Source organism: Stenotrophobium rhamnosiphilum (assembly GCF_003052265.1).
Lineage (GTDB): Bacteria > Pseudomonadota > Gammaproteobacteria > Nevskiales > Nevskiaceae > Stenotrophobium > Stenotrophobium rhamnosiphilum.
The window spans coordinates 313,823-332,406 of sequence record NZ_QANS01000004.1 but is presented as its reverse complement, the minus strand read 5'-3'; the positions used below and the strand labels follow the sequence as shown (position 1 = coordinate 332,406).

At 54.6% G+C, this 18,584-nt stretch carries 18 protein-coding genes and 1 tRNA gene; 2 read left to right on the top strand and 17 right to left on the bottom strand.

Annotation, left to right across the window (positions count from 1 at the left end; genetic code table 11):
- Nucleotides 1-14: 14 nt before the first annotated feature.
- From hflC to CJD38_RS12230, 9 genes are all read right to left on the bottom strand, one after another.
- Nucleotides 15-881: a protease modulator HflC gene (gene hflC, locus CJD38_RS12270; RefSeq protein WP_107940644.1), complete on the bottom strand. Its 867-nt coding sequence runs from the start codon at nucleotides 879-881 to the stop codon at nucleotides 15-17.
- Nucleotides 878-2,038: an FtsH protease activity modulator HflK gene (gene hflK / locus CJD38_RS12265; protein WP_107940643.1), complete on the bottom strand. Its 1,161-nt coding sequence runs from the start codon at nucleotides 2,036-2,038 to the stop codon at nucleotides 878-880. Before hflK ends, hflC begins: the two co-directional genes overlap by 4 nt.
- Nucleotides 2,039-2,161: 123 nt before the next feature.
- Nucleotides 2,162-3,475, bottom strand: a complete 1,314-nt coding sequence (hflX, locus tag CJD38_RS12260; protein WP_107940642.1) for a ribosome rescue GTPase HflX — start codon at nucleotides 3,473-3,475, stop codon at nucleotides 2,162-2,164.
- A gap of 59 nt (nucleotides 3,476-3,534) precedes the next feature.
- Nucleotides 3,535-3,813 (bottom strand): RNA chaperone Hfq, encoded by a 279-nt coding sequence (gene hfq / locus CJD38_RS12255; RefSeq protein WP_107940641.1) that lies wholly within the window; start codon nucleotides 3,811-3,813, stop codon nucleotides 3,535-3,537.
- 86 nt (nucleotides 3,814-3,899) lie between these two features.
- Nucleotides 3,900-4,793, bottom strand: a complete 894-nt coding sequence (miaA, locus tag CJD38_RS12250; RefSeq protein ID WP_107940640.1) for a tRNA (adenosine(37)-N6)-dimethylallyltransferase MiaA — start codon at nucleotides 4,791-4,793, stop codon at nucleotides 3,900-3,902.
- A 25-nt stretch (nucleotides 4,794-4,818) separates the two neighbouring features.
- The gene (mutL, locus tag CJD38_RS12245; RefSeq protein ID WP_107940639.1) at nucleotides 4,819-6,633 is read right to left on the bottom strand and encodes a DNA mismatch repair endonuclease MutL; all 1,815 of its coding nucleotides are present in this window, start codon (nucleotides 6,631-6,633) and stop codon (nucleotides 4,819-4,821) included.
- Between the two features lie 185 nt (nucleotides 6,634-6,818).
- Nucleotides 6,819-8,192, bottom strand: a complete 1,374-nt coding sequence (locus tag CJD38_RS12240) for an N-acetylmuramoyl-L-alanine amidase (protein WP_107940638.1) — start codon at nucleotides 8,190-8,192, stop codon at nucleotides 6,819-6,821.
- Between the two features lie 124 nt (nucleotides 8,193-8,316).
- Nucleotides 8,317-8,775, bottom strand: a complete 459-nt coding sequence (gene tsaE / locus CJD38_RS12235; RefSeq protein WP_107940637.1) for a tRNA (adenosine(37)-N6)-threonylcarbamoyltransferase complex ATPase subunit type 1 TsaE — start codon at nucleotides 8,773-8,775, stop codon at nucleotides 8,317-8,319.
- On the bottom strand, nucleotides 8,772-10,247 hold the full coding sequence (locus CJD38_RS12230; RefSeq protein ID WP_107940636.1) for an NAD(P)H-hydrate dehydratase: 1,476 nt from the start codon (nucleotides 10,245-10,247) through the stop codon (nucleotides 8,772-8,774). Before CJD38_RS12230 ends, tsaE begins: the two co-directional genes overlap by 4 nt.
- A gap of 21 nt (nucleotides 10,248-10,268) precedes the next feature.
- Between CJD38_RS12230 and queG the strand changes: the two genes are divergently transcribed.
- Nucleotides 10,269-11,348, top strand: coding sequence for a tRNA epoxyqueuosine(34) reductase QueG (gene queG, locus CJD38_RS12225; RefSeq protein ID WP_436295899.1), 1,080 nt, complete (start codon nucleotides 10,269-10,271; stop codon nucleotides 11,346-11,348).
- Here the strand turns inward: queG and pgi are convergent.
- From pgi to pcnB, 8 genes are all read right to left on the bottom strand, one after another.
- Nucleotides 11,345-12,964 (bottom strand): glucose-6-phosphate isomerase, encoded by a 1,620-nt coding sequence (gene pgi, locus CJD38_RS12220; protein WP_206362982.1) that lies wholly within the window; start codon nucleotides 12,962-12,964, stop codon nucleotides 11,345-11,347. The two genes, queG and pgi, sit on opposite strands and share 4 nt — an antisense overlap.
- Nucleotides 12,965-13,045: 81 nt before the next feature.
- Entirely contained in the window at nucleotides 13,046-13,666 is a 621-nt protein-coding gene (locus tag CJD38_RS12215) for a TIGR02466 family protein (protein WP_107940634.1), read from the bottom strand.
- A 12-nt stretch (nucleotides 13,667-13,678) separates the two neighbouring features.
- Nucleotides 13,679-14,059: an aspartate 1-decarboxylase gene (gene panD / locus CJD38_RS12210; RefSeq protein WP_107940633.1), complete on the bottom strand. Its 381-nt coding sequence runs from the start codon at nucleotides 14,057-14,059 to the stop codon at nucleotides 13,679-13,681.
- Nucleotides 14,060-14,226: 167 nt separating this feature from the next.
- On the bottom strand, nucleotides 14,227-15,072 hold the full coding sequence (gene panC / locus CJD38_RS12205; protein WP_107940632.1) for a pantoate--beta-alanine ligase: 846 nt from the start codon (nucleotides 15,070-15,072) through the stop codon (nucleotides 14,227-14,229).
- Nucleotides 15,073-15,089: 17 nt separating this feature from the next.
- Entirely contained in the window at nucleotides 15,090-15,905 is an 816-nt protein-coding gene (gene panB, locus CJD38_RS12200; RefSeq protein WP_107940631.1) for a 3-methyl-2-oxobutanoate hydroxymethyltransferase, read from the bottom strand.
- Nucleotides 15,906-15,934: 29 nt separating this feature from the next.
- Nucleotides 15,935-16,564, bottom strand: a complete 630-nt coding sequence (locus CJD38_RS12195; protein WP_107940630.1) for a deoxynucleoside kinase — start codon at nucleotides 16,562-16,564, stop codon at nucleotides 15,935-15,937.
- A complete protein-coding gene (folK, locus tag CJD38_RS12190) occupies nucleotides 16,561-17,046 on the bottom strand; it encodes a 2-amino-4-hydroxy-6-hydroxymethyldihydropteridine diphosphokinase (RefSeq protein WP_107940629.1) in 486 nt (161 codons plus the stop codon). The genes CJD38_RS12195 and folK overlap by 4 nt, the downstream gene beginning before the upstream one ends.
- Before the next feature lie 41 nt (nucleotides 17,047-17,087).
- Nucleotides 17,088-18,377, bottom strand: a complete 1,290-nt coding sequence (gene pcnB / locus CJD38_RS12185; RefSeq protein ID WP_276307796.1) for a polynucleotide adenylyltransferase PcnB — start codon at nucleotides 18,375-18,377, stop codon at nucleotides 17,088-17,090.
- A gap of 107 nt (nucleotides 18,378-18,484) precedes the next feature.
- On the opposite strand from pcnB, the gene CJD38_RS12180 reads away from it, so the two are divergent.
- A tRNA-Glu gene (locus CJD38_RS12180) sits at nucleotides 18,485-18,560 on the top strand.
- Nucleotides 18,561-18,584: the final 24 nt, after the last annotated feature.

The window sequence follows — 18,584 nt, the reverse complement described above, 5'->3', positions numbered from 1 at the left end:
GAATTCATTCGAGCCTATTTTCCTGTGCCATTGAAGTGGCGGAAAAATTGACCCTTAGGCTCCAGCACCAGAACATCTTTCTTGCTGCTGAATGCATCGCGATAAATATTGAGGCTGCGATAGAAGCTGTAGAACTCCGCGTCTTGGCCATAAGCCTTGGCGTAGGTTTCGGAAGCCTTGGCATCGCCCAGACCGCGAATCTTTTCAGCATCACGATAAGAATCGGCGATGGTGGTTTGAGCTGAGCGATCCGCTTCTGCACGAATCTTTTCAGCTTCTTCCGCACCACGTGCGCGCAGGTCTGAAGCAACACGCGTACGTTCTGCACGCATACGCTCGTAAACCGAGCCGCTCACTTCCTTAGGCAGGTTGATGCTCTTAACGCGCACATCAACTACTTCAATGCCAAGATTTTTAACCTTGCTGGAAATCGATTTGCTCAAGGTGCGCATGATTGCATCACGCTCACCAGAGATCGCTTGCTGAATCGTGCGCGAACCGAATTCGCCACGCAGGCTGGTATTCACAATGCCTGCCAAACGATCCATTGCCGACGCGCTCGAACCACCAGTTGCTTGGTAGTAAGTCGTGAGATTGGCGATGCGCCACTTCACAAAGAAGTCGACTTCAACGTTCTTCTTCTCAACCGTCAAAAAGTTTTCGACCTGGTTATCCATTGTCAGGATGCGGCCATCAAACTTTTCTACGTCTTGGAAAAACGGAATCTTTGCGTGCAGGCCAGGAAAGTATTCGACAGGCAACAACTCACCCATCTGTTTCACGATCGCGCGTTCGCGCTGATCGACGACAAAGAAGGTGCTGTTAACCGTCAGGAAAACGCCGAAGACAATGGCAAACCAAAATAGTGGTGAGTTTTTCATTCGCGGCCCCTGTCGCGCGCACGCGGAGCGTCGTTATTAGGCAGCATCGGTGAGGCGCCGCTATCGGGTTGTGCCGATGGCATCACGCTTGCTGTGTTCGGCACGCTGTTGTTCTGCGCATCCGGCATCGAAGGCTGGTTCTTCATGATCTGATCCAAAGGCAGATAGATCATCGAGCCAGACTTGCTGACGTCGATCAATACCTTGCTGCTGTTGGTCAACACGCTATTCATGCTGTCGAGATACAAACGCTCGCGAGTCACTTTAGGTGCCTTGCGATATTCAGCAACCAACTGACTAAAACGTGAAGCATCACCCTGCGCTTTAGCGATTACTTGATCGCGATAAGCAGTGGCTTCTGCCATCTGACGAGCAGCAGCACCACGTGCACGTGGCAGACGATCGTTGGCATAAGCTTCAGCTTCGTTCTTCAAACGCTGCTGATCTTCACGCGCTTTGATTGCGTCAGCAAAAGCAGCCTGCACGAGTTCAGGTGGCTGAGCTTGCTGCAAGTTGACTTCGGTAACGCTGAGGCCGGTTTTGTATTCGCTGAGACGTTGCTGGAGCAGTTGCTTGGTGCGTGATGCCACTTCGTCGCGACCGTCGGTCAGGATGAAGTCCATTGCACTCTGCCCCACCACTTCGCGCACCGCAGCCTTGGTGGCTTGGCGCAGCGTCATGTCGGGATCATCAACGTTGAACAAATAATCTTCAGCCGAAGAAACCGTGTACTGAACGGAGAGTTCCACGTCGACGATGTTCTCGTCCTTGGTCAGCATCACAGCGCGATCGGTAACCGAGCGCACGCCAGTAACGTTGACGATTTCTTCTCTTTCAATCGGCCATGGCAGATGCATGTGCATGCCTGGGCCAGTAGTGCCGACTTTGCTACCAAAGCGCAGCTCTACAGCGCGCTCTTGCTCATCGACCACATAGATGCCAGACGCAATCCAAATCAACCCAAGGGCAACAAATAACAAGCCGACCAAGCCGGACGGCAATGGAAGACCACCTTTACCTGATCCGCCGGGTGTTTTGTTGCCGGTAAAACGCTGTTTCAAACGCTTCAGCATTTCTTCCAGATCTGGTGGGCCCTTGTTGTCTTTGGGTCCCTGATTCCACGGGTCACGGCCGGGGCCAGGCTCATTCCAAGCCATTGCTTACTCCGAATTTCATAAAACCTTCTAAGGGTTGTGTTGGGTCGCCAGAATGCGAAAAAGCGTACTGATTTACGGCGTAGGCGCGACTATACAGGGGGCTAACCAATCGAATTGTTAATTTTAAGGGGATAACGCCCATTCCTCAATGATATTCAAGGTTTCAGGCGGTTTTACCCCGGACGCGACACATAAACCGCGCAGGCGCTCCCCCGGCATAGAAACCTTGAGATGAAAATTACCCTCTTCATCCAAAGTTTCTGACTTAACCGCGTGATGTTCAAACAACTGCGCACGAAGTTTTGCTGCAGAAGGCGGCAAAACGAGTTCGTATTCGGCAAGATCATGTCGAAGAAGTTCCGCGACCGCTAAACGCAGCAGATCCATGCCCAGGTTGTCCTTGGCCGAGACGAACACCCGCACTGGGCGACCCTGTTCATCCCGCTCGATCCGCGGCTGCTCGTCTTCACGCAGATCAATCTTGTTGAAAACCTCTAACTGCGGCACCCGCTCTGCCTCAATCTCTAGCAAGACCTCGTTGACCTGCTGAATGCGGGTCATGCGCTCAGGATCAGCGCTATCGATAACGTGCAGCAGCAGTTCTGCTTCGCGGGCTTCTTCCAGCGTGGCGCGAAAAGCGGCGACGAGGTCGTGCGGCAAATCTCGGATAAATCCAACGGTATCGGCGAGCAACGCCGGCTCTCCGCCGTCCAATACAAGTTTGCGCACTGTTGTATCTAGCGTGGCGAACAATTTGTTTGAGGCAAAAATCGAATCGCCAGTCAGGGTATTGAACAGCGTCGATTTGCCTGCGTTGGTATAGCCGACAATCGAAACCGTAGGAATATTGGATTTAACGCGGGCCAAGCGATTTTGATTGCGGCGTGAGCGCACGATTTCCAGATGGCGCTTGAGTGTGGCAATGCGTTCTTTAGAAAGTCGACGGTCCATTTCCAGCTGCGCTTCACCCGCGCCACGCAGACCAGTACCACCGCCACGCTGACGGTCCAAGTGCGTCCAACCGCGCACAAGACGACTTGCGTTGTGCTGCAGCAGTGCCAGCTCAACCTGCAACTTGCCTTCATGCGAGCGCGCACGCTGAGCGAAAATATTCAGGATCAGGCCAACGCGACCCTGCACGCGGCATTTCACCAGTTTTTCGACGTTACGTTCTTGGCTGGAGGATAAGTCGTGATTGAAAATCACAAGTTCAGCGCGATGCTCGGCTACAGCCGCAGCGACTTCTTCAGCCTTGCCGCTGCCAATAAACAAGCCGGGATCAGGGGTTTGGCGTGAACCGCCAATGACACTCAGGATTTCTACGCCCGCGGAACGGGCGAGTTCTTCGAACTCCCGCCGATCACTATCGAAATCGGTCGACGGGAATTCCAGATGAACAAGAACGGCCTTCTGGCCAGACTTCGGCCGCTCAAACATCGTGGGTACGGTTCACCGCTGCCTTCAGGAAAACCTTCAGTTTGCGGTACCGGGCCAGATTAATTGCCTGCAGGAGGTGTTTCGGCGTGGGCGTCTTCAGCGCCCAGCTCAGCGCCTTCGGCGTCATACACGCGCACAGCACGTGCAGGCACAACCGTTGAAATGGCGTGCTTGTAGACCATCTGGCTGACGCTATTTTTCAGCAGAACCACAAATGAGTCGAAAGATTCAATTTGTCCCTGCAGCTTGATGCCGTTGACCAAGTAAATGGATACAGGAATGCGCTCCTTACGAAGGGCATTGAGGAACGGTTCTTGTAATGTGTGACCTTTGGACATTGTTGTAATCCTTATTTTACGTATCGCGGGCATGTCGCCGCGGTGATCCCCGAGGCTGAAAGTGTATCAGCCGTTTTATATGGCTGTCATTTCAGCAATTGCAAGGCATCGTTTAATAAATTATCCGATGCAGGATCCAGCCACTGCACCGCCGTTTCTGAGCGCAGCCAGGTTATTTGTCTTTTAGCGAACTGACGGGTGGCTGCGATGCCTCGCTCGGTCGCATTTTCAAGGCTATCCCGCCCCTCTAAATGTTCCCAAAGCTGCCGGTAACCGACTGCTCTAATTGAAGGAAGTTCAACATTCAGGTCTCCGCGAGCCTTCAGTCGGGCCACTTCTTCAAGGAAACCTTCGCGCATCATTTGGTGGAAGCGCAGCGCAATTCGCTCGTGCAATTCCTCACGCGATGCCGGATTGAGGCCAATTTTGATCAGTTTTCCAGCAAGGCCCTCGGTTTTGGCCTGTGCATAAAATTCTGTCGGTGAACGGCCGCTCAGCTCAATAATCTCCAGCGCGCGCTGGATGCGTTGCTGGTCATTCGGGTGCAGGCGGGCTGCAGTCACGGGATCTTTTACGGTTAATTCAGCATGCAAAGCCGGCCAACCGTCTGCGGACGCCCTCGCCTCAATCCGTGTGCGCAGCGCCGGATCAGCCGCTGGCAGATCGCTCAGCCCGTACTGCAAGGCTCGGTAATAGAGCATGGTGCCGCCTACGAGCAGCGGAATATTGCCTCGCTCACGGATCGCTGCGATCAACAGCAAAGCGTCGTCCCGGAATCGTGCGGCCGAATAGGCTTCGGATGGATCCAGCAGATCAATCAGATGATGCGGCACTCGGGCCAATGTCGCCGCATCGGGTTTGGCCGAGCCGATATCCATGCCGCGATAGACCTGCGCGGAGTCGACGCTGATGATTTCGACTGGCAGATGTTCGGCCAGCGTTAATGAGAGTCCTGTTTTCCCTGAGGCCGTCGGCCCCATTAGGAAAACGACTGGGATTTCGCTTTTAGCGGCCACGAAGGAAAAGTCTGTCGAGCTCAGCCATATCAACCTGTACCCAAGTCGGGCGACCGTGATTGCATTGACCCGACAACTCCGTGCGCTCCATATCGCGCAGAAGGCCATCCATTTCCGGCAAGGTCAGACGACGATTGGCTTTGATCGCCGCCTTGCAAGCCATGTCCGCCATGATGCGGTGCTGTGCATCGAGGACTTCGCCCAGATGTGTTGTGTTGGTTCGGCGATCTTCGTCAGAGGACAGTTCACGTAACAACGTTGCGATGTCTTGGCCAGCCAGCAACGGCGGCACTGCACGCACAATGATTGAAGCCGGACCCGCGCGATCTAGTTCCAATCCGTAACGACGCAATTCTTCGTGACGCGATTCGAGCGCATCAGCGGCTTCTTCATCAAGACTGATTTGCTCAGGCACCAGCAAGGCCTGCGATGGAATGCCGCCGTGCGTGAGTTGCTGCTTGAACTGTTCATACAGCACGCGTTCGTGTGCAGCGTGTGCGTCCACCAAAATCAAACCGGTGTTGTTTTGCGCGAGGATATAAACGCCGTGCAGCTGCGCCAAGGCATGGCCTAGCGGATATTCGGCTGCGGACTCTTGCAAGGAAGGCGTGGTCGCATTCGAAGCAGCCCACAAACTTTCAACAGAGCTCGCCGATTCACGCGCCGAAAAGTTTTGTGATGAATAGCCCGAAGATGAATAGCTTGGTGACGAATAGCTGGGCGTTGCGTAACGCATTGGCTGCTGCACAGACATGTTCGTCGCAGATTCTGCAAAGTGTGCGTGATGATGTTGCTCAGGCTCTGGGCGCTGTCTACGCAACAGCTGATGAACCGCACCAAAAAGAAAATCATGCACGCGCGCCGATTCACGAAAGCGCACTTCAGTTTTCTGCGGGTGCACGTTGACGTCGACACCAACTGGATCCAATTCCAGATACAGCACAAACGCCGGGTAATGCGTGGAGTGCATCGCGTCTGCAAACGCTCGACGCAGTGCATGGCCTAGCAATTTGTCGCGCACTGCGCGACCGTTAACGTATAGGTATTGAAGATCAGCCTGCGTTCGCGCAAAGCTCGGCAATCCGACCCAACCTTGCAGCGATAAACCCATGCGCTGCTCATCGATACGAATGGCGTTACGCACAAAATCATCACCGCAGATTTGTGCTACACGCGCTTCGCGCTCTGGCTCAGAATCGGCTGGCGCCAAATCCAATGTACGACGCTGGTTATGCTTGAGCGTAAATCCTGCATCGAAACGACACAGCGCAATGCGGTTGATGAACTGGCTGATGTGGCGGAATTCAGTCGACTCCGCCTTCATGAATTTGCGGCGTGCTGGCGTGTTGTAGAACAAATCGCAGGCTTCAACGGTGGTGCCAACTGCATGCGCTGCAGGCTTGGGCTCTTCGTTTTCATACGCGCCCGCGCCTGAAACCTGCCAACCATGCGAGGCATCAGCGACGCGTGAAGTGAGCGTCAGCCGTGATACCGAGAGAATGCTGGGCAGTGCTTCACCGCGAAACCCAAGGCTTCCCACGCGCTCAAGATCATCCATATTCTGGATCTTGCTAGTAGCGTGTCGCTGCAAGGCGACGGGGAGTTCTTCGCGCGGAATGCCTGAGCCGTTATCTCGAATGCGGATCAGGTTTAAGCCACCCTGCTCCACTTCAATCTCAACGCGAGTAGCACCCGCGTCCAGGCTGTTTTCGACGAGCTCTTTAACCACCGCAGACGGGCGCTCAACAACCTCACCAGCTTTGATCTGGTTGATGAGTTGGTCAGGAAGAATGCGGATGGCCATGCGGGACGAGCTCGTTGAAGGCGCAAAGCTTAAACGAGATCACCCGTACGGCGCATGCCTTTTCCAGATTGTGTTGCAGCATCAGCAACCCCATTCCTGCGCATCCTGCGCCGTGGGGTACAGGCCATCCATTGCCATAAAAACGCCAGCTATGGCGAAGTCAAAGAGGGTTTAACCGCGTTTTATTACGAGCGTGCCGAGCCAGAACGAATAGATGATTTCTTGCTGGTCTTACGCTTCAGTTTTACTTCGACGATGCGCGGCTTAGCTTTGCGCACGGTGGGTTCCGACTTCGTTGAAGGCTCATTCACTACAACTTGTTGCTGTGGACGATAGCTTTGAAAGTAACCCTTGATGCCACTAAGCATCGACTCAGCCATCTGCTGTTGATAGTCAGGGCTGGCCAACTGCCTTTCTTCTTCAGGGTTGGTGATGAACGCAGTTTCAACCAAGACCGAAGGAATATCTGGAGCCTTGAGCACAGCAAATCCAGCCTGCTGAACTTGGTCTTTTTGCAGATTGTTAATTTGGCCCAAAGAACTGAGCATGCGGCTGCCCAAATCAAAGCTGGCCTCCATCGTCGCGCTCTGCGACAGATCGATCAGCACTGCCGCCAGATCGTGATCCTTGTCTTGAATTTCGATACCACCAACAAGGTCGGCAGAGTTTTCTTGATTAGCCAACCAACGCGCATGCTCGCTCGTCGCGCCGCGTGGTGACAACACGTAAACCGCGGTGCCATGCATGTCTGGACGATGCAGCGCATTGCAGTGAACAGAGACAAACAAATCTGCCTGCACTTTGCGTGCGCGCTGTACGCGTTCACGCAGACCAACGTAATAGTCGCCATCACGCGTCATCACGGCCTTCATGCCGGGCTGCTCATTGATCAAGCGAACCAAGCGACGCGCAATCGCCAATGAAACTTCTTTTTCTTGCACGCCTGTCGGACCAATAGCGCCCGGATCTTCACCACCGTGGCCAGCATCAACCGCAATGACGATAGGTTTTTCGGTCAAACGAATGCCGGGCTTGGTCATCACGGCCGCTTGAGCCTGAGCTTGTGGCACAACAACAACTGGAGGCGGTGGCGCAGGAATAATTTTGGCCGGAGCTGCTGGCGCAATCGGCTGTGGCGCTGGAGTCGGCACAACCGCACTCGTCGCAGGCACAACATCAATCAGGTCGACAACGAGTCGATGGCCATAAGCGCCATTCGGCTGAATGCTGAAACTCTTGGGATTTACAGGCTTGGAAACTTCCAGCACAACGCGCGTAGCACCATCATCTCTTGCGCCGTAACGCATTTTAGTGACGACGCCTTTCAGCGCAGCTTTATTGATGAAATCGGTAGCGCTTTTCTTGTCGACGCTGGTGATGTCGATGACAACGCGATCAGGATTGTTGAGCGTGAAAACCTTGTGCTGCACTTCGTCGCTTAGATCAAAAACCAGGCGTGTGCTTTCAGGGCTGTCCCATAAACGCAGGTCGCGCAACTCCGCAGCACTCGCTAGATGCGAGGTGCTAAGCAAAGCGATCAGAATCAAAAATCTGCGCATGGCCGCATTTCGTTTGCGTTGTGTAATGAAGATTAGCGTGACAAATTATGCAATGCAAGTACTTTTTTCTATGTAAACAAGATAGATAGCGAATATCTTTAAAGTCGTTTACTCGATATAGCGTTTAACTAAGCTTAGAAACCAGCTGCCGACCAGCCTCGGAAAGCCCCAACACATCAGCTTTGCGAGACAGTTCCGCCACGCTCAGCGTGATGGAAATATCCGCAGAAGGTAGCAAATCACCCCCCCTTTCCGGCCACTCCACCAGCCACAAGGTCTGCGACGGCGGGTAATCGGTCAATCCAAGGTTATGAAGTTCTGCTGGATCGTGAAGCCGATAAAGATCCATATGCAAAAGCTCACGTCCCTCTGGGCTATACAGCTCCATAAGCGTGTACGTAGGGCTGCGTATTGTGCCAGTAACGCCCAACTCTCGGAGCAGTTGCCGCGCAAGGGTGGTTTTGCCCGCCCCGAGGTCGCCGTACAAAAAAATGACCAATCCGGTACTTGTGCTCTGTAAGGCTCGAGCAATCGCTGCTCCTAAGGCCTCAGTCGCTGAGGCATCGGGAAGATCCAACGTCATGGATTCACAACCGTGCGCAGCTCGGAGAGCAAATCAGTCGGCAAAAGACCGCGCATGCCTTGAACCGCCGCACGGTCACCGGCCAAGGCGTGTGCTAAAACGCCCGTATTCGCCGCCTGCCCCAGCGCTTGGCCTTGGGCAATAAACGCGGCAATCATTCCGGTCAGCACATCTCCCATACCTGCGACGGCCATGCCGGGATTGCCGTATGGACAGAGGGAAAGTCTGTGTCCCTGAATCAGGGTTCCCGCGCCCTTTAACACAACGGTGCCGCCATAGCGCGCTTTCAATGCTTCTACTGCGGCAGGTCGGTCATTCTGAATTTCTTCGGTTGTAACGCCCAGCATTCGCGCAGCTTCACCCGGGTGCGGCGTCAGCACCCAGTTCTCACGCTTAAACGATGTGCTGGCCAGCAGGTTTAACGCATCCGCATCAACAACTAATGGCAACTGCGAAAGCAATGCACGCGCAAATAAAGCGCGGCCCCACGCTTCTTGACCCAGACCAGGTCCAATCGCAATCACGCTGGCTTGGTTCATCAGCGGCGTTAATTCATCAACATTCTCAACGCGGCGACACATCAATTCTGGCTGCGCGGGCGTCAACACCAAAGCGTGGGAGCCGCGCGTTGCCAAGCTGACTAGGCCCGCGCCAGAACGCAACGCGGCCTGACCCGCCAATAAAGCCGCGCCTGACATGCCGCTATCACCACCAATAACCAGCACATGGCCATGCGTGCCCTTGTGGCTATTACGCGCACGTTTAGGCAGCCATGTCACAAGATCGCTGCCGTCTTGCAGCGTCGCCAACGACTCCGTTGCGTCATAGGTCTGCGGCGGAATATTTAGCGTGTCCAACACAATCTCGCCGGCGCAATCAACGCCAGCACCGGTGTAAAGCCCGACCTTGTTTCCGATAAACGTGATCGTCATGTTGGCGCGTACAGCGGTGCCATAAACACGGCCAGTGCCTGCATCCAATCCGGACGGCACATCAATGGCTAGCACCCAAGCACCATGCTCGCGCGCCTGATTAATTGTGGTTACCGCAGTCGCCACGTCACCGGTTAATTCTCGCTTTACGCCGATGCCCAGCAAGGCATCAACGATCACTTCGGCCCCAAGCAAACTGTCTGATTGCAAGGACTGCACCGTGCCGCCAGCTTTCAACCATGACGCGCGTGCCGTCAGCGCATCACCCGTTGTGGGCGCCGGGCCCACTTGCCACACGCGAACGTTGCGTCCGACAGCATTGGCTAGGCGCGCAATTTCGTAACCATCGCCGCCGTTATTGCCGGAGCCGCAGAGAACATCGATTCGCTTGGCATTGGGGCGAAATCGTTGCAGCGTAAGCCAGGACGCATGCCCGGCTCGCTGCATCAGAATATGTCCAGCTATTCCGCCTTCCATGGCGGCACTATCCAACTCACGAATTTGCGTGGCGGAATACAATTTGCGGGATTTTGTGTTCATAGCAACAGTATAAGAGCAGCAATTCATACCGTGACCGGTTCCACCCCCATTTTTGATGATCTACCTGTCAGCATTCAGCGATGGGCGCGCGAACTCGGCTTTGCGGATGCCGGGATCGCCGAGCTCCAACTGGGAGAGGACCTAGATCATCTACGTCATTGGCTGGATCAGGGCATGCATGGTGGGATGGAGTTCATGCAGCGCAATTTGGACCTGCGCGAGCACCCTGCCCAGCTACGTCCCGGAACCGTCAGCGTCATTTCCGCACGCCTCGATTATCGTCCCCATGCGGAGGCCGCTGACCGCGTACTCAAGGATGGCGAGCGCGCATACATCTCGCGTTATGCCTTGGGCCGCGACTACCACCGCTTGATGCGCGCACGGCTGCTCAAGCTCGGCAAAAAGATCGAGGAAGCCATTGGCCCTCACGGCTATCGTGTTTTCTCCGATAGCGCCCCAGCCTTGGAAAAAGCGCTAGCGCGAAACGCACGCTTGGGTTGGATTGGAAAGAACACGCTGCTGCTCAACAAAGATGCAGGCTCGTGGTTTTTCTTAGGCGAAATTTATACGGACCTTGCTTTGCCAGTGAGCACTGCAGAGCAAGTAGAGAATCGCTGCGGCAAGTGCAGCGCCTGCATCAAAATCTGTCCGACACAGGCGTTTATCGGCCCGTACAAACTCGATGCGCGACGCTGTATCTCTTACCTGACGATTGAACATCACGGCGCGATTCCCCTAGAGCTGCGCCCCATGATGGGCAATCGCATTTTTGGTTGCGATGACTGCCAGTTGGTTTGTCCGTGGAATCGTTACGCCAAGCTCACCAACGAGCCCGATTTCGCGCCGAGACATAGCCTTGATAGTGTCAAGCTCACCGAGCTCTTTTCTTGGAGTGAAGAGCAGTGGTTATCACGCACCGAAGGCATGGCATTGCGCCGCGCCGGCTACAACCGTTGGCTAAGAAATATTGCAGTCGCTTTGGGCAATGCGCCCAAAAATGTCGACGTAGTTAGAGCACTACAAACGCGTGCCGAGTTTCCAGACGAAATCGTGCGTGAACATGTTGAATGGGCTCTGCAACAACAGACACAAGCCGCTTAAGAAATACGCTTGAGCAAGCTGCGTGTTGAGCCATCCAAAGGTGTGTCTTTGCCAGACATTGCCATCAGCACGTGCTGCGCCAACTGCTTGCCTAGTTCGACGCCCCATTGATCAAACGGATTGATGTTCCAGACTACGCTTTGCACAAACGTACGATGTTCGTAGAGCGCCAACAGCGCTCCTAAGTGATAGGGATCAACCGTTGAGAGCAACAACGTATTGCTGGGGCGATCACCGGTGAAAACACGATGCGGAATAGCCGCCTCAAGTGCATCGCCCTTTAAACCCCTGCCGATTAATTCTTCGCGAACTTCATCCGCTGTTTTGCCACGCATCATTGCGGCGCTCTGCGCAAAGCAATTGGCGATGAGCATCTGATGCTGATCCGCCAGATCGTGCTCTGCCTGAATGGGCAAAATAAAATCGACGGCGTGAATCGCTGGACCCTGATGCAGCATCTGGAAAAATGCGTGCTGGCCGTTGGTGCCCACATCACCCCAAAGCGCAGGCGTGGTGGCGTAATCAACCTTGTGACCTTCGCGATCAACGCCCTTGCCATTGGATTCCATCTCAAGCTGCTGTAGCCAAGCCGTGATGTGAACCAATCGTTGTGAATACGGTGCGATGCACTGCGTGGTACAGCCCAGAAAGTTATTGTTCCAGACGCCGAGCATCGCCATCAGCACCGGCATATTTGATATCCACGGCGCGGTTCTAAAATGTTCATCCATGGCGCGTGCGCCATTCAGAAATTGGCGAAAACGCTCAGGACCAATCGCAATCAAAATCGGCAGGCCAACCGCCGACCAAAGCGAATAACGTCCACCAACCCATTCCCAGAAACCAAAGGTATTCTCGGCATGGATTCCGAACTTCGCGACTTCTGCACGCGAGGTCGAGACGGCGACAAAATGCTTAGGAACCGCTGACTCCGGGGCACTCCGCAAAAACCAACGCCGTGCGGCATGCGCATTGGCCATCGTCTCCTGCGTCGTAAACGTTTTAGAAGTAACGATGAACAGCGTCGTATCTGGATCTAACTTTTCCAGTAGCGCGGTTAACTGAGCGGCATCAACGTTCGAAACAAAATGTGCGTGCGGGCCATCAGCGAATGAATCCAAGGCAACGCAGGCCATATGTGGCCCAAGATCAGAACCGCCGATGCCAATGTTCACCACGTCGGTAATTTTCTTGCCGCTGTGTCCACTCCACTGGCCACTGCGCACGCGCGCTGCAAATGCATTGAGGCGATCTAGCTCTGCGTGAACAACCGGCACAACGTTGACGCCATTGATCGGCATCACTGCAGTTTCTGGCGCACGCAGGGCCATATGACCAGCAGCGCGGCCTTCTGTCGTATTAACAATCTCGCCAGAAAATAATTTGTGACGCCATTCAACCAGATGTTGTTGATCAACCAAACGCAGCAGCAGCTCAACCGTCTCGGCATCTATTTTTTGCTTTGAGAAATCCAGATGAAGACCCACGGCATCGCGTGAAAATCTTGCCGGCCGATCTTCATCACGCGCGAACAACTCCACAACGCGTTGCGGTCGGAGTTCTTCAGCTTTTGCTTGCAGAGCAAGCCATGCTGGGCTCTGGGTCAGCTTGGACATTTAAGAGTTTTGAATAAGTATCTGTAAAGCTTAAACGTTCGCCTGCCACAGGCATAGTTTTAAGCGTAAATCAGACAACGATTACAGCCAGTGATAGTTGAAGCTGATACTGACGCGTTCTTCATCAATCAAGCTTGCGGGCACTTCGTGGCGCAGCCAGCTTTCGAACATGATCACTTGCCCAGCCTTGGCCGGATAAACGATGTGCGCCTGCTGTTCTGGCTTCTTAGCTGTCTTGCGTGCTGGAGCCGCCATCATGTGCGTGAGGCGCGGGTCTTCAAACTTCAGCCCGGAAGATCCACGTGGCGTTCTGACGTAGTAGGTCCCACTAACGATGGCTTGTGGGTGCACATGAAAACTGTGCGCACAACCGCGCGGCATGACATTGACCCAGCAATCGGTCATCTGCAGCTTGCCGCCACGCAAATCCCAGTCTTGCGCACGCGAATAAACGCGCACATGGCGGTCAATTTCTTTGCGGAGTTGGTCGAAGGTTGAGGAGAAGCGGTGTAACTGATCCATCGAGCCATAACTGGTATAGCCGCCCGGATAGTTTTTGACTGACCAGTTCACGCCGGGTTGATCGTAATCCCGGATCTGGTAGCACTCTCGGAGGAGTTCAGCATTGAACGCCTGCCCACCTTTGGCGAGCAGGCGTTCTGCGTAGATCAGCGTGGGAAACCACGCTTGAAGCTTTTTCACGCGCAACGCTTATTAGGCAGCTTGCATCGCGATGGTATTGGTCGAGCGCACGACGCGGTTTTGCGCATCGCAGTACACCAACTTAGGCTTGTGAATCTTGGCTTCGGCCGCTTCAAAATTGGCGTAAGCGCAAATGATCACTCGGTCGCCTACGCGAGCCTTGTGAGCAGCAGCACCGTTGACCGAAATAATGCCGGAACCCGGCTCGGCCAGAATGGCGTAAGTCGTAAAACGCTCGCCATTGGTGATGTTGTAGATCTGGATCTGTTCGAATTCCACGATCCCAGCCAGGTCCAGCAGGCGTGAATCGATGGCGCAGGAACCGTCATAGTCGAGCTCTGCGTGAGTAACGCGAGCTTGATGAAGTTTGCACTTCAGCATATTGAGCTGCATGGCTTTTTCCGATTAGGGGAACGGCGGGCTGCCCAATAAGACATACGCCCTACATTCAATACTTTAGAAAAGCGGGTGGCCCAATAAGACATACACCCGTCGTCTGTGAACAAGGTCACGGATCGAAGGGTTATAAGTTTAGTCGATTTTGGGCCGTCATTAAACTGTTAAATAGACAAACTGACGTTATCGATCAGGCGGGTCTTGCCCAGATAGGCCGCTGCAAGGATTACAAACTCCTTGCTGTCACGTTTTGGCTCGCTCAAATCAGGCGCGCGAACCTCAAGATACTGAGGTCTGAAGTGGCTAGCTTCCAAGCGCTTAACACCGGTATAGCAAAGCGCTGGGAAGTCACGACGCCCTGCCCTAAGCTTGTCAGCCACTTCGCGCAAAGTCGCATACATCTCAGGCGCCAACTGGCGTTGCTCTTCAGTCAGATATTGATTGCGTGACGACAGGGCCAAACCATCCGGCTCGCGTTCCGTCGCAATACCGATGATGTCGATCGGCATATGCAGATCGGCGACCATGCGGCGGATGATGAAAAGCTGCTGGTAATCTTTTTCGCCAAACAGCGCAGCATCTGGCTGAACCAGATTGAACAGAATGCTGACGACTGTGGCAACACCATCAAAGTGTCCGGGACGGAAATGGCCACAAAGAATATTCGAGGCGCTGGAAACGCTGACTTTCGCCAAGCCTTCCATGCCACGCGGATAAACTTCCTGCGCCGTTGGGGCAAACAACAAATCTGCGCCAACTTCAGCGAGCGCGGCCTTGTCCTGTTCCAGCGTACGCGGATAGCGACCGAAATCTTCGTTGGGACCAAACTGCAGCGGGTTCACGAAAACACTCGACACCACGCGATCCGCCATCTGACGTCCGCGACGCGCTAATTCCAGATGCCCGCGATGCAGATTGCCCATCGTCGGCACAAACGCAATGCGCTGTCCGGCGCGACGCCATTCAGCCAGCTGTGCCCGCAGTTCGGGAATGGTATGGATAGTCAGCATGAGATCAAACGCAGCGCTTAGAAGCAGTGCTCAGGTGCGGGGTATTTGCTGGTTTTAACAGCTTGTACGTAGGCACGCACTGCGGATTCAATATCCGGCGCACCTTCCATAAAGTTCTGCACGAAACGCGGCTTGCGACCAATCGTGACCATCGGTGAGATGTTCAGGATGTCGTGCAGCACCAAAATTTGTCCGTGCGTATCTGGGCCGGCACCGATGCCAATGACCGGCACCTTGGATGCTTCGGCGATGCGCTTGCCCAGAGACGAAGGCACGCATTCCAGCACCAGCAAATCAGCCCCCGCTTCGGTCAGCACCTTCGCGTCCTGAAGCATGATTTCGGCAGCAGCCTCTTCACGCCCCTGTACTTTGAATGCGCCAACTTTGTGAATGAACTGCGGCTGCAAACCCAAATGCGCACAAACCGGAACGCCGCGAATCGCGAGGTACTCAACGATATTGGCTTGCTCACGTCCGCCTTCCAGCTTCACCATCTTCGCGCCGCCTTCTTGCATCATGCGCTGCGAAGCGTCGAGTGCGCGCTCCAGCGTGGCGTAAGAAAGAAACGGCAAGTCGGCAACGAGAAATGCGCGCTTGAGGTGAGGTGCAACACAGCGTGAGTGGTAAACGATGTCGTTAACCGTCACTGGCGTCGTGGTGTTTCCACCTTGAATCACCATGCCGAGCGAGTCGCCCACCAGAATGACATCCACGCCCGCGCGATCTTCCAGCAAAGCAAAGCTGGCGTCGTAGCAGGTCAGTGCAGTGATCTTTTCGCCGGCTTCGCGCATGCGGCGCAATTCGGCAACGTTGACGGGCTTTATGGGTTCCATGCGCATGGGCTCGTTGAAATGCGGCGCGACTATAACAAAAGCCCGGCGGGCAGTTGGGTATACGGGGCACGCTTATCCAGTGCCGCACGCAACTCCGCGTAATGACTGGGTTCATTCACGAAATCGAAGCGAGATGTATCGATCTCAATCACTGGCGCCACCGCGTAATTGCGGAAATATTGACCATAAAGCGCACTCAGATCAGCCAAATACGAGCCGCTGATCGTGGATTCGTAGTCGCGACCACGAATCGCAATGCGCTCGTGAAGGATTTGGACTGGCGCAGTCAGATAGATCACGCAATCTGGCGGCGGCACATCCCACGCGAGACGCTCGAACACCTGCATGTACAAGGCGTAGTCCACATGGCCCAGCGTGAGTTGCGCAAAGAGGCGATCTTTTTCAAACAGGAAATCAGCCACGCAATCACTGGCAAAAAGATCGTGCTGTTGCAGTTGCTCCGCCTGACCGGCGCGTTGCAATAAAAACGTGAGTTGCGCTGGCAATGCACCGCTGGCTGGCTCGCGATAAAAACGCGGCAGGAATGGATTGTCCTCGGGCCGCTCCAGCAACAGGCTGGCACCTAGATCATTCGCAAGCTGGCGCGCCAACGTAGTTTTACCTACGCCGATCGGTCCTTCGATCGCGATGTAACTCATTCAGACCAAGGCTCTAAGCCAGAGCGCCCCAGCTTCTGAGCCAATTCATCGACGCGTCCAACATTTGGAATAAGTAGCATTGGCGCAACATCAGCTAAAGGAGTAAGCACGAAATTTCTTTGCGCAATCCCAGGATGCGGCAGTTGCAGTTGCGGCGTATCACGCTGCTCACCTTCAACATGCAATAGATCGAGGTCCAACAAACGCGCCCCCCAACGATCTTCGCTGCGCAAACGACCAGCCGCACGCTCCAGTGCTAAAAGCTGTTCCAACAAAGCTTCTGGCGTGAGATTGGTTTTTACTTTGCAAACCGCATTGCAGTAATGCGGTTGATCCGCAGGCCCCAACGGAGCCGTGCGATACAACGGCGATTGCGCCAACAGCTCAAGCTCTGGCACTCGCGCCAAGGCAAGCAGTGCCGCACGCAACTGCTGCGCAGGCTGGCCAAGGTTGGCACCGAGTGCAATGTAGGCGATAGACATAGACGAGACCGCAAATGCTCAAACGCGAAAACGCGTCAGGCTTAAGGCGTTGGTTTCTTGTTGCGACGACCGCCACGACGACGGCGCTTGCGCACAGGCGCGGCACCTTCCGTGCTGACAGGACCGTCTGCACTATCAACAGCCTCTTCACGAACCGGCGGCAACTGCGTACCGACTTGCGCCTGCGTCCACCAGTCTGCAAGTTCTTTCGGCGCTTCGCCCGCTTGCGCGCGCAGCAACAGAAAATCATAAGCAGCGCGGAAACGCGGATGCGTCAGCAGACGTTTTGCACGACCACCTTTACGCATTTCAAAGCGCGGCTGCATCTGCCAGATTTCGCGCATCGGCAAAGAGAAACGCTTAGGAATCGCGATACGTTGCACAGCCATTGCAAGCACTTCTTCGCAGGCCTGAACGCTCGCCACATTCGGATGCACGTTCTGGCGCACAATCAAATCACGCATACGCGCAACCACTGGCGGCCACAGCAACGCAGCGTAGAAAAACGCTGGGCTCACTGAGGCATCGTTCTTCATTCGATCAGCAGTATTCAGCAACGCGCCAACAACAAAGTTGTAACTGCGCGCATCTTCAATCGCTTTTTCAGTCTGCGGAAACAGCTGAGCAAACAGACCCAGCTCACGCAGTTGCAGGAAGTTATTCACAGCCTGCTTATTCAGCATCACCTTCAGCACTTCATCAAACAAACGTGCTGCCGGAATTTCCGCAAGCAGTGGCGCCAGTTTCGGAATCGGCTTGGCCGTTGGACCATCCAGCTTGAAGTTCATTTTGTTGGCAATACGCACCGCACGCAGCATGCGCACCGCATCTTCGCGATAGCGCAGTTCGGGATCGCCGATCAGACGAATCACGCCACGCTTCATATCCGTCAAGCCATCAGCGAAATCAATAATCGAAAAATCACGGATGTCGTAGTACAGCGCATTGATCGTGAAGTCGCGACGGAACGCATCTTCCTCAAGCGTGCCGTATTCGTTGTCATTGAGAATGCGGCCGGTGTCGTCACGCTCATGCTCGTCCGTGATCGGACCGCGGAACGTGGTGACTTCAGAAATTTCGTTGCCATGACGTACATGGCAGATCACAAAACGACGTCCGACTAAACGGCAAGAACGGAAGATCGCCTTGACCTGATCCGGATGGGCGTTGGTCGCGATATCAAAGTCTTTAGGCTCCAGACCCGCCAACAGATCGCGCACGCCGCCGCCGACCATATAGGCCTCGTAACCGGCATCCTTAAGGGTATAGAGCACCTTGAGCGTGCCCTGTGAGATCTGCGAACGGGAGATTGAATGCTCCGCGCGCGGAATGCGTGTTGGTTCGGTAATGACTTAAATTCCTGATACTTTTTCGTTGTGCTCGCCTTGTGACTGGCACTGCTGCTGCGTATGATACCCGCCGCTTTGCCCTCTCGCACGCTCCTATCGTCTAGAGGCCTAGGACGGGGCCCTCTCAAGGCCTAAACCCGGGTTCGAATCCCGGTAGGAGCGCCACAAAGTTTGTGGAAAGACGGGCCC

Bases quoted from the DNA above. Each gene is read 5' to 3' on its own strand.
- hflC (WP_107940644.1), bottom strand. From the start codon at position 881: ATGAAAAACTCACCACTATTTTGGTTTGCCATTGTCTTCGGCGTTTTC.
- hflK (WP_107940643.1), bottom strand. From the start codon at position 2,038: ATGGCTTGGAATGAGCCTGGCCCCGGCCGTGACCCGTGGAATCAGGGA.
- hflX (WP_107940642.1), bottom strand. From the start codon at position 3,475: ATGTTTGAGCGGCCGAAGTCTGGCCAGAAGGCCGTTCTTGTTCATCTG.
- hfq (WP_107940641.1), bottom strand. From the start codon at position 3,813: ATGTCCAAAGGTCACACATTACAAGAACCGTTCCTCAATGCCCTTCGT.
- miaA (WP_107940640.1), bottom strand. From the start codon at position 4,793: ATGGGGCCGACGGCCTCAGGGAAAACAGGACTCTCATTAACGCTGGCC.
- mutL (WP_107940639.1), bottom strand. From the start codon at position 6,633: ATGGCCATCCGCATTCTTCCTGACCAACTCATCAACCAGATCAAAGCT.
- CJD38_RS12240 (WP_107940638.1), bottom strand. From the start codon at position 8,192: ATGCGCAGATTTTTGATTCTGATCGCTTTGCTTAGCACCTCGCATCTA.
- tsaE (WP_107940637.1), bottom strand. From the start codon at position 8,775: ATGACGTTGGATCTTCCCGATGCCTCAGCGACTGAGGCCTTAGGAGCA.
- CJD38_RS12230 (WP_107940636.1), bottom strand. From the start codon at position 10,247: ATGAACACAAAATCCCGCAAATTGTATTCCGCCACGCAAATTCGTGAG.
- pgi (WP_206362982.1), bottom strand. From the start codon at position 12,964: ATGTCCAAGCTGACCCAGAGCCCAGCATGGCTTGCTCTGCAAGCAAAA.
- panD (WP_107940633.1), bottom strand. From the start codon at position 14,059: ATGCAGCTCAATATGCTGAAGTGCAAACTTCATCAAGCTCGCGTTACT.
- panC (WP_107940632.1), bottom strand. From the start codon at position 15,072: ATGCTGACTATCCATACCATTCCCGAACTGCGGGCACAGCTGGCTGAA.
- panB (WP_107940631.1), bottom strand. From the start codon at position 15,905: ATGGAACCCATAAAGCCCGTCAACGTTGCCGAATTGCGCCGCATGCGC.
- CJD38_RS12195 (WP_107940630.1), bottom strand. From the start codon at position 16,564: ATGAGTTACATCGCGATCGAAGGACCGATCGGCGTAGGTAAAACTACG.
- folK (WP_107940629.1), bottom strand. From the start codon at position 17,046: ATGTCTATCGCCTACATTGCACTCGGTGCCAACCTTGGCCAGCCTGCG.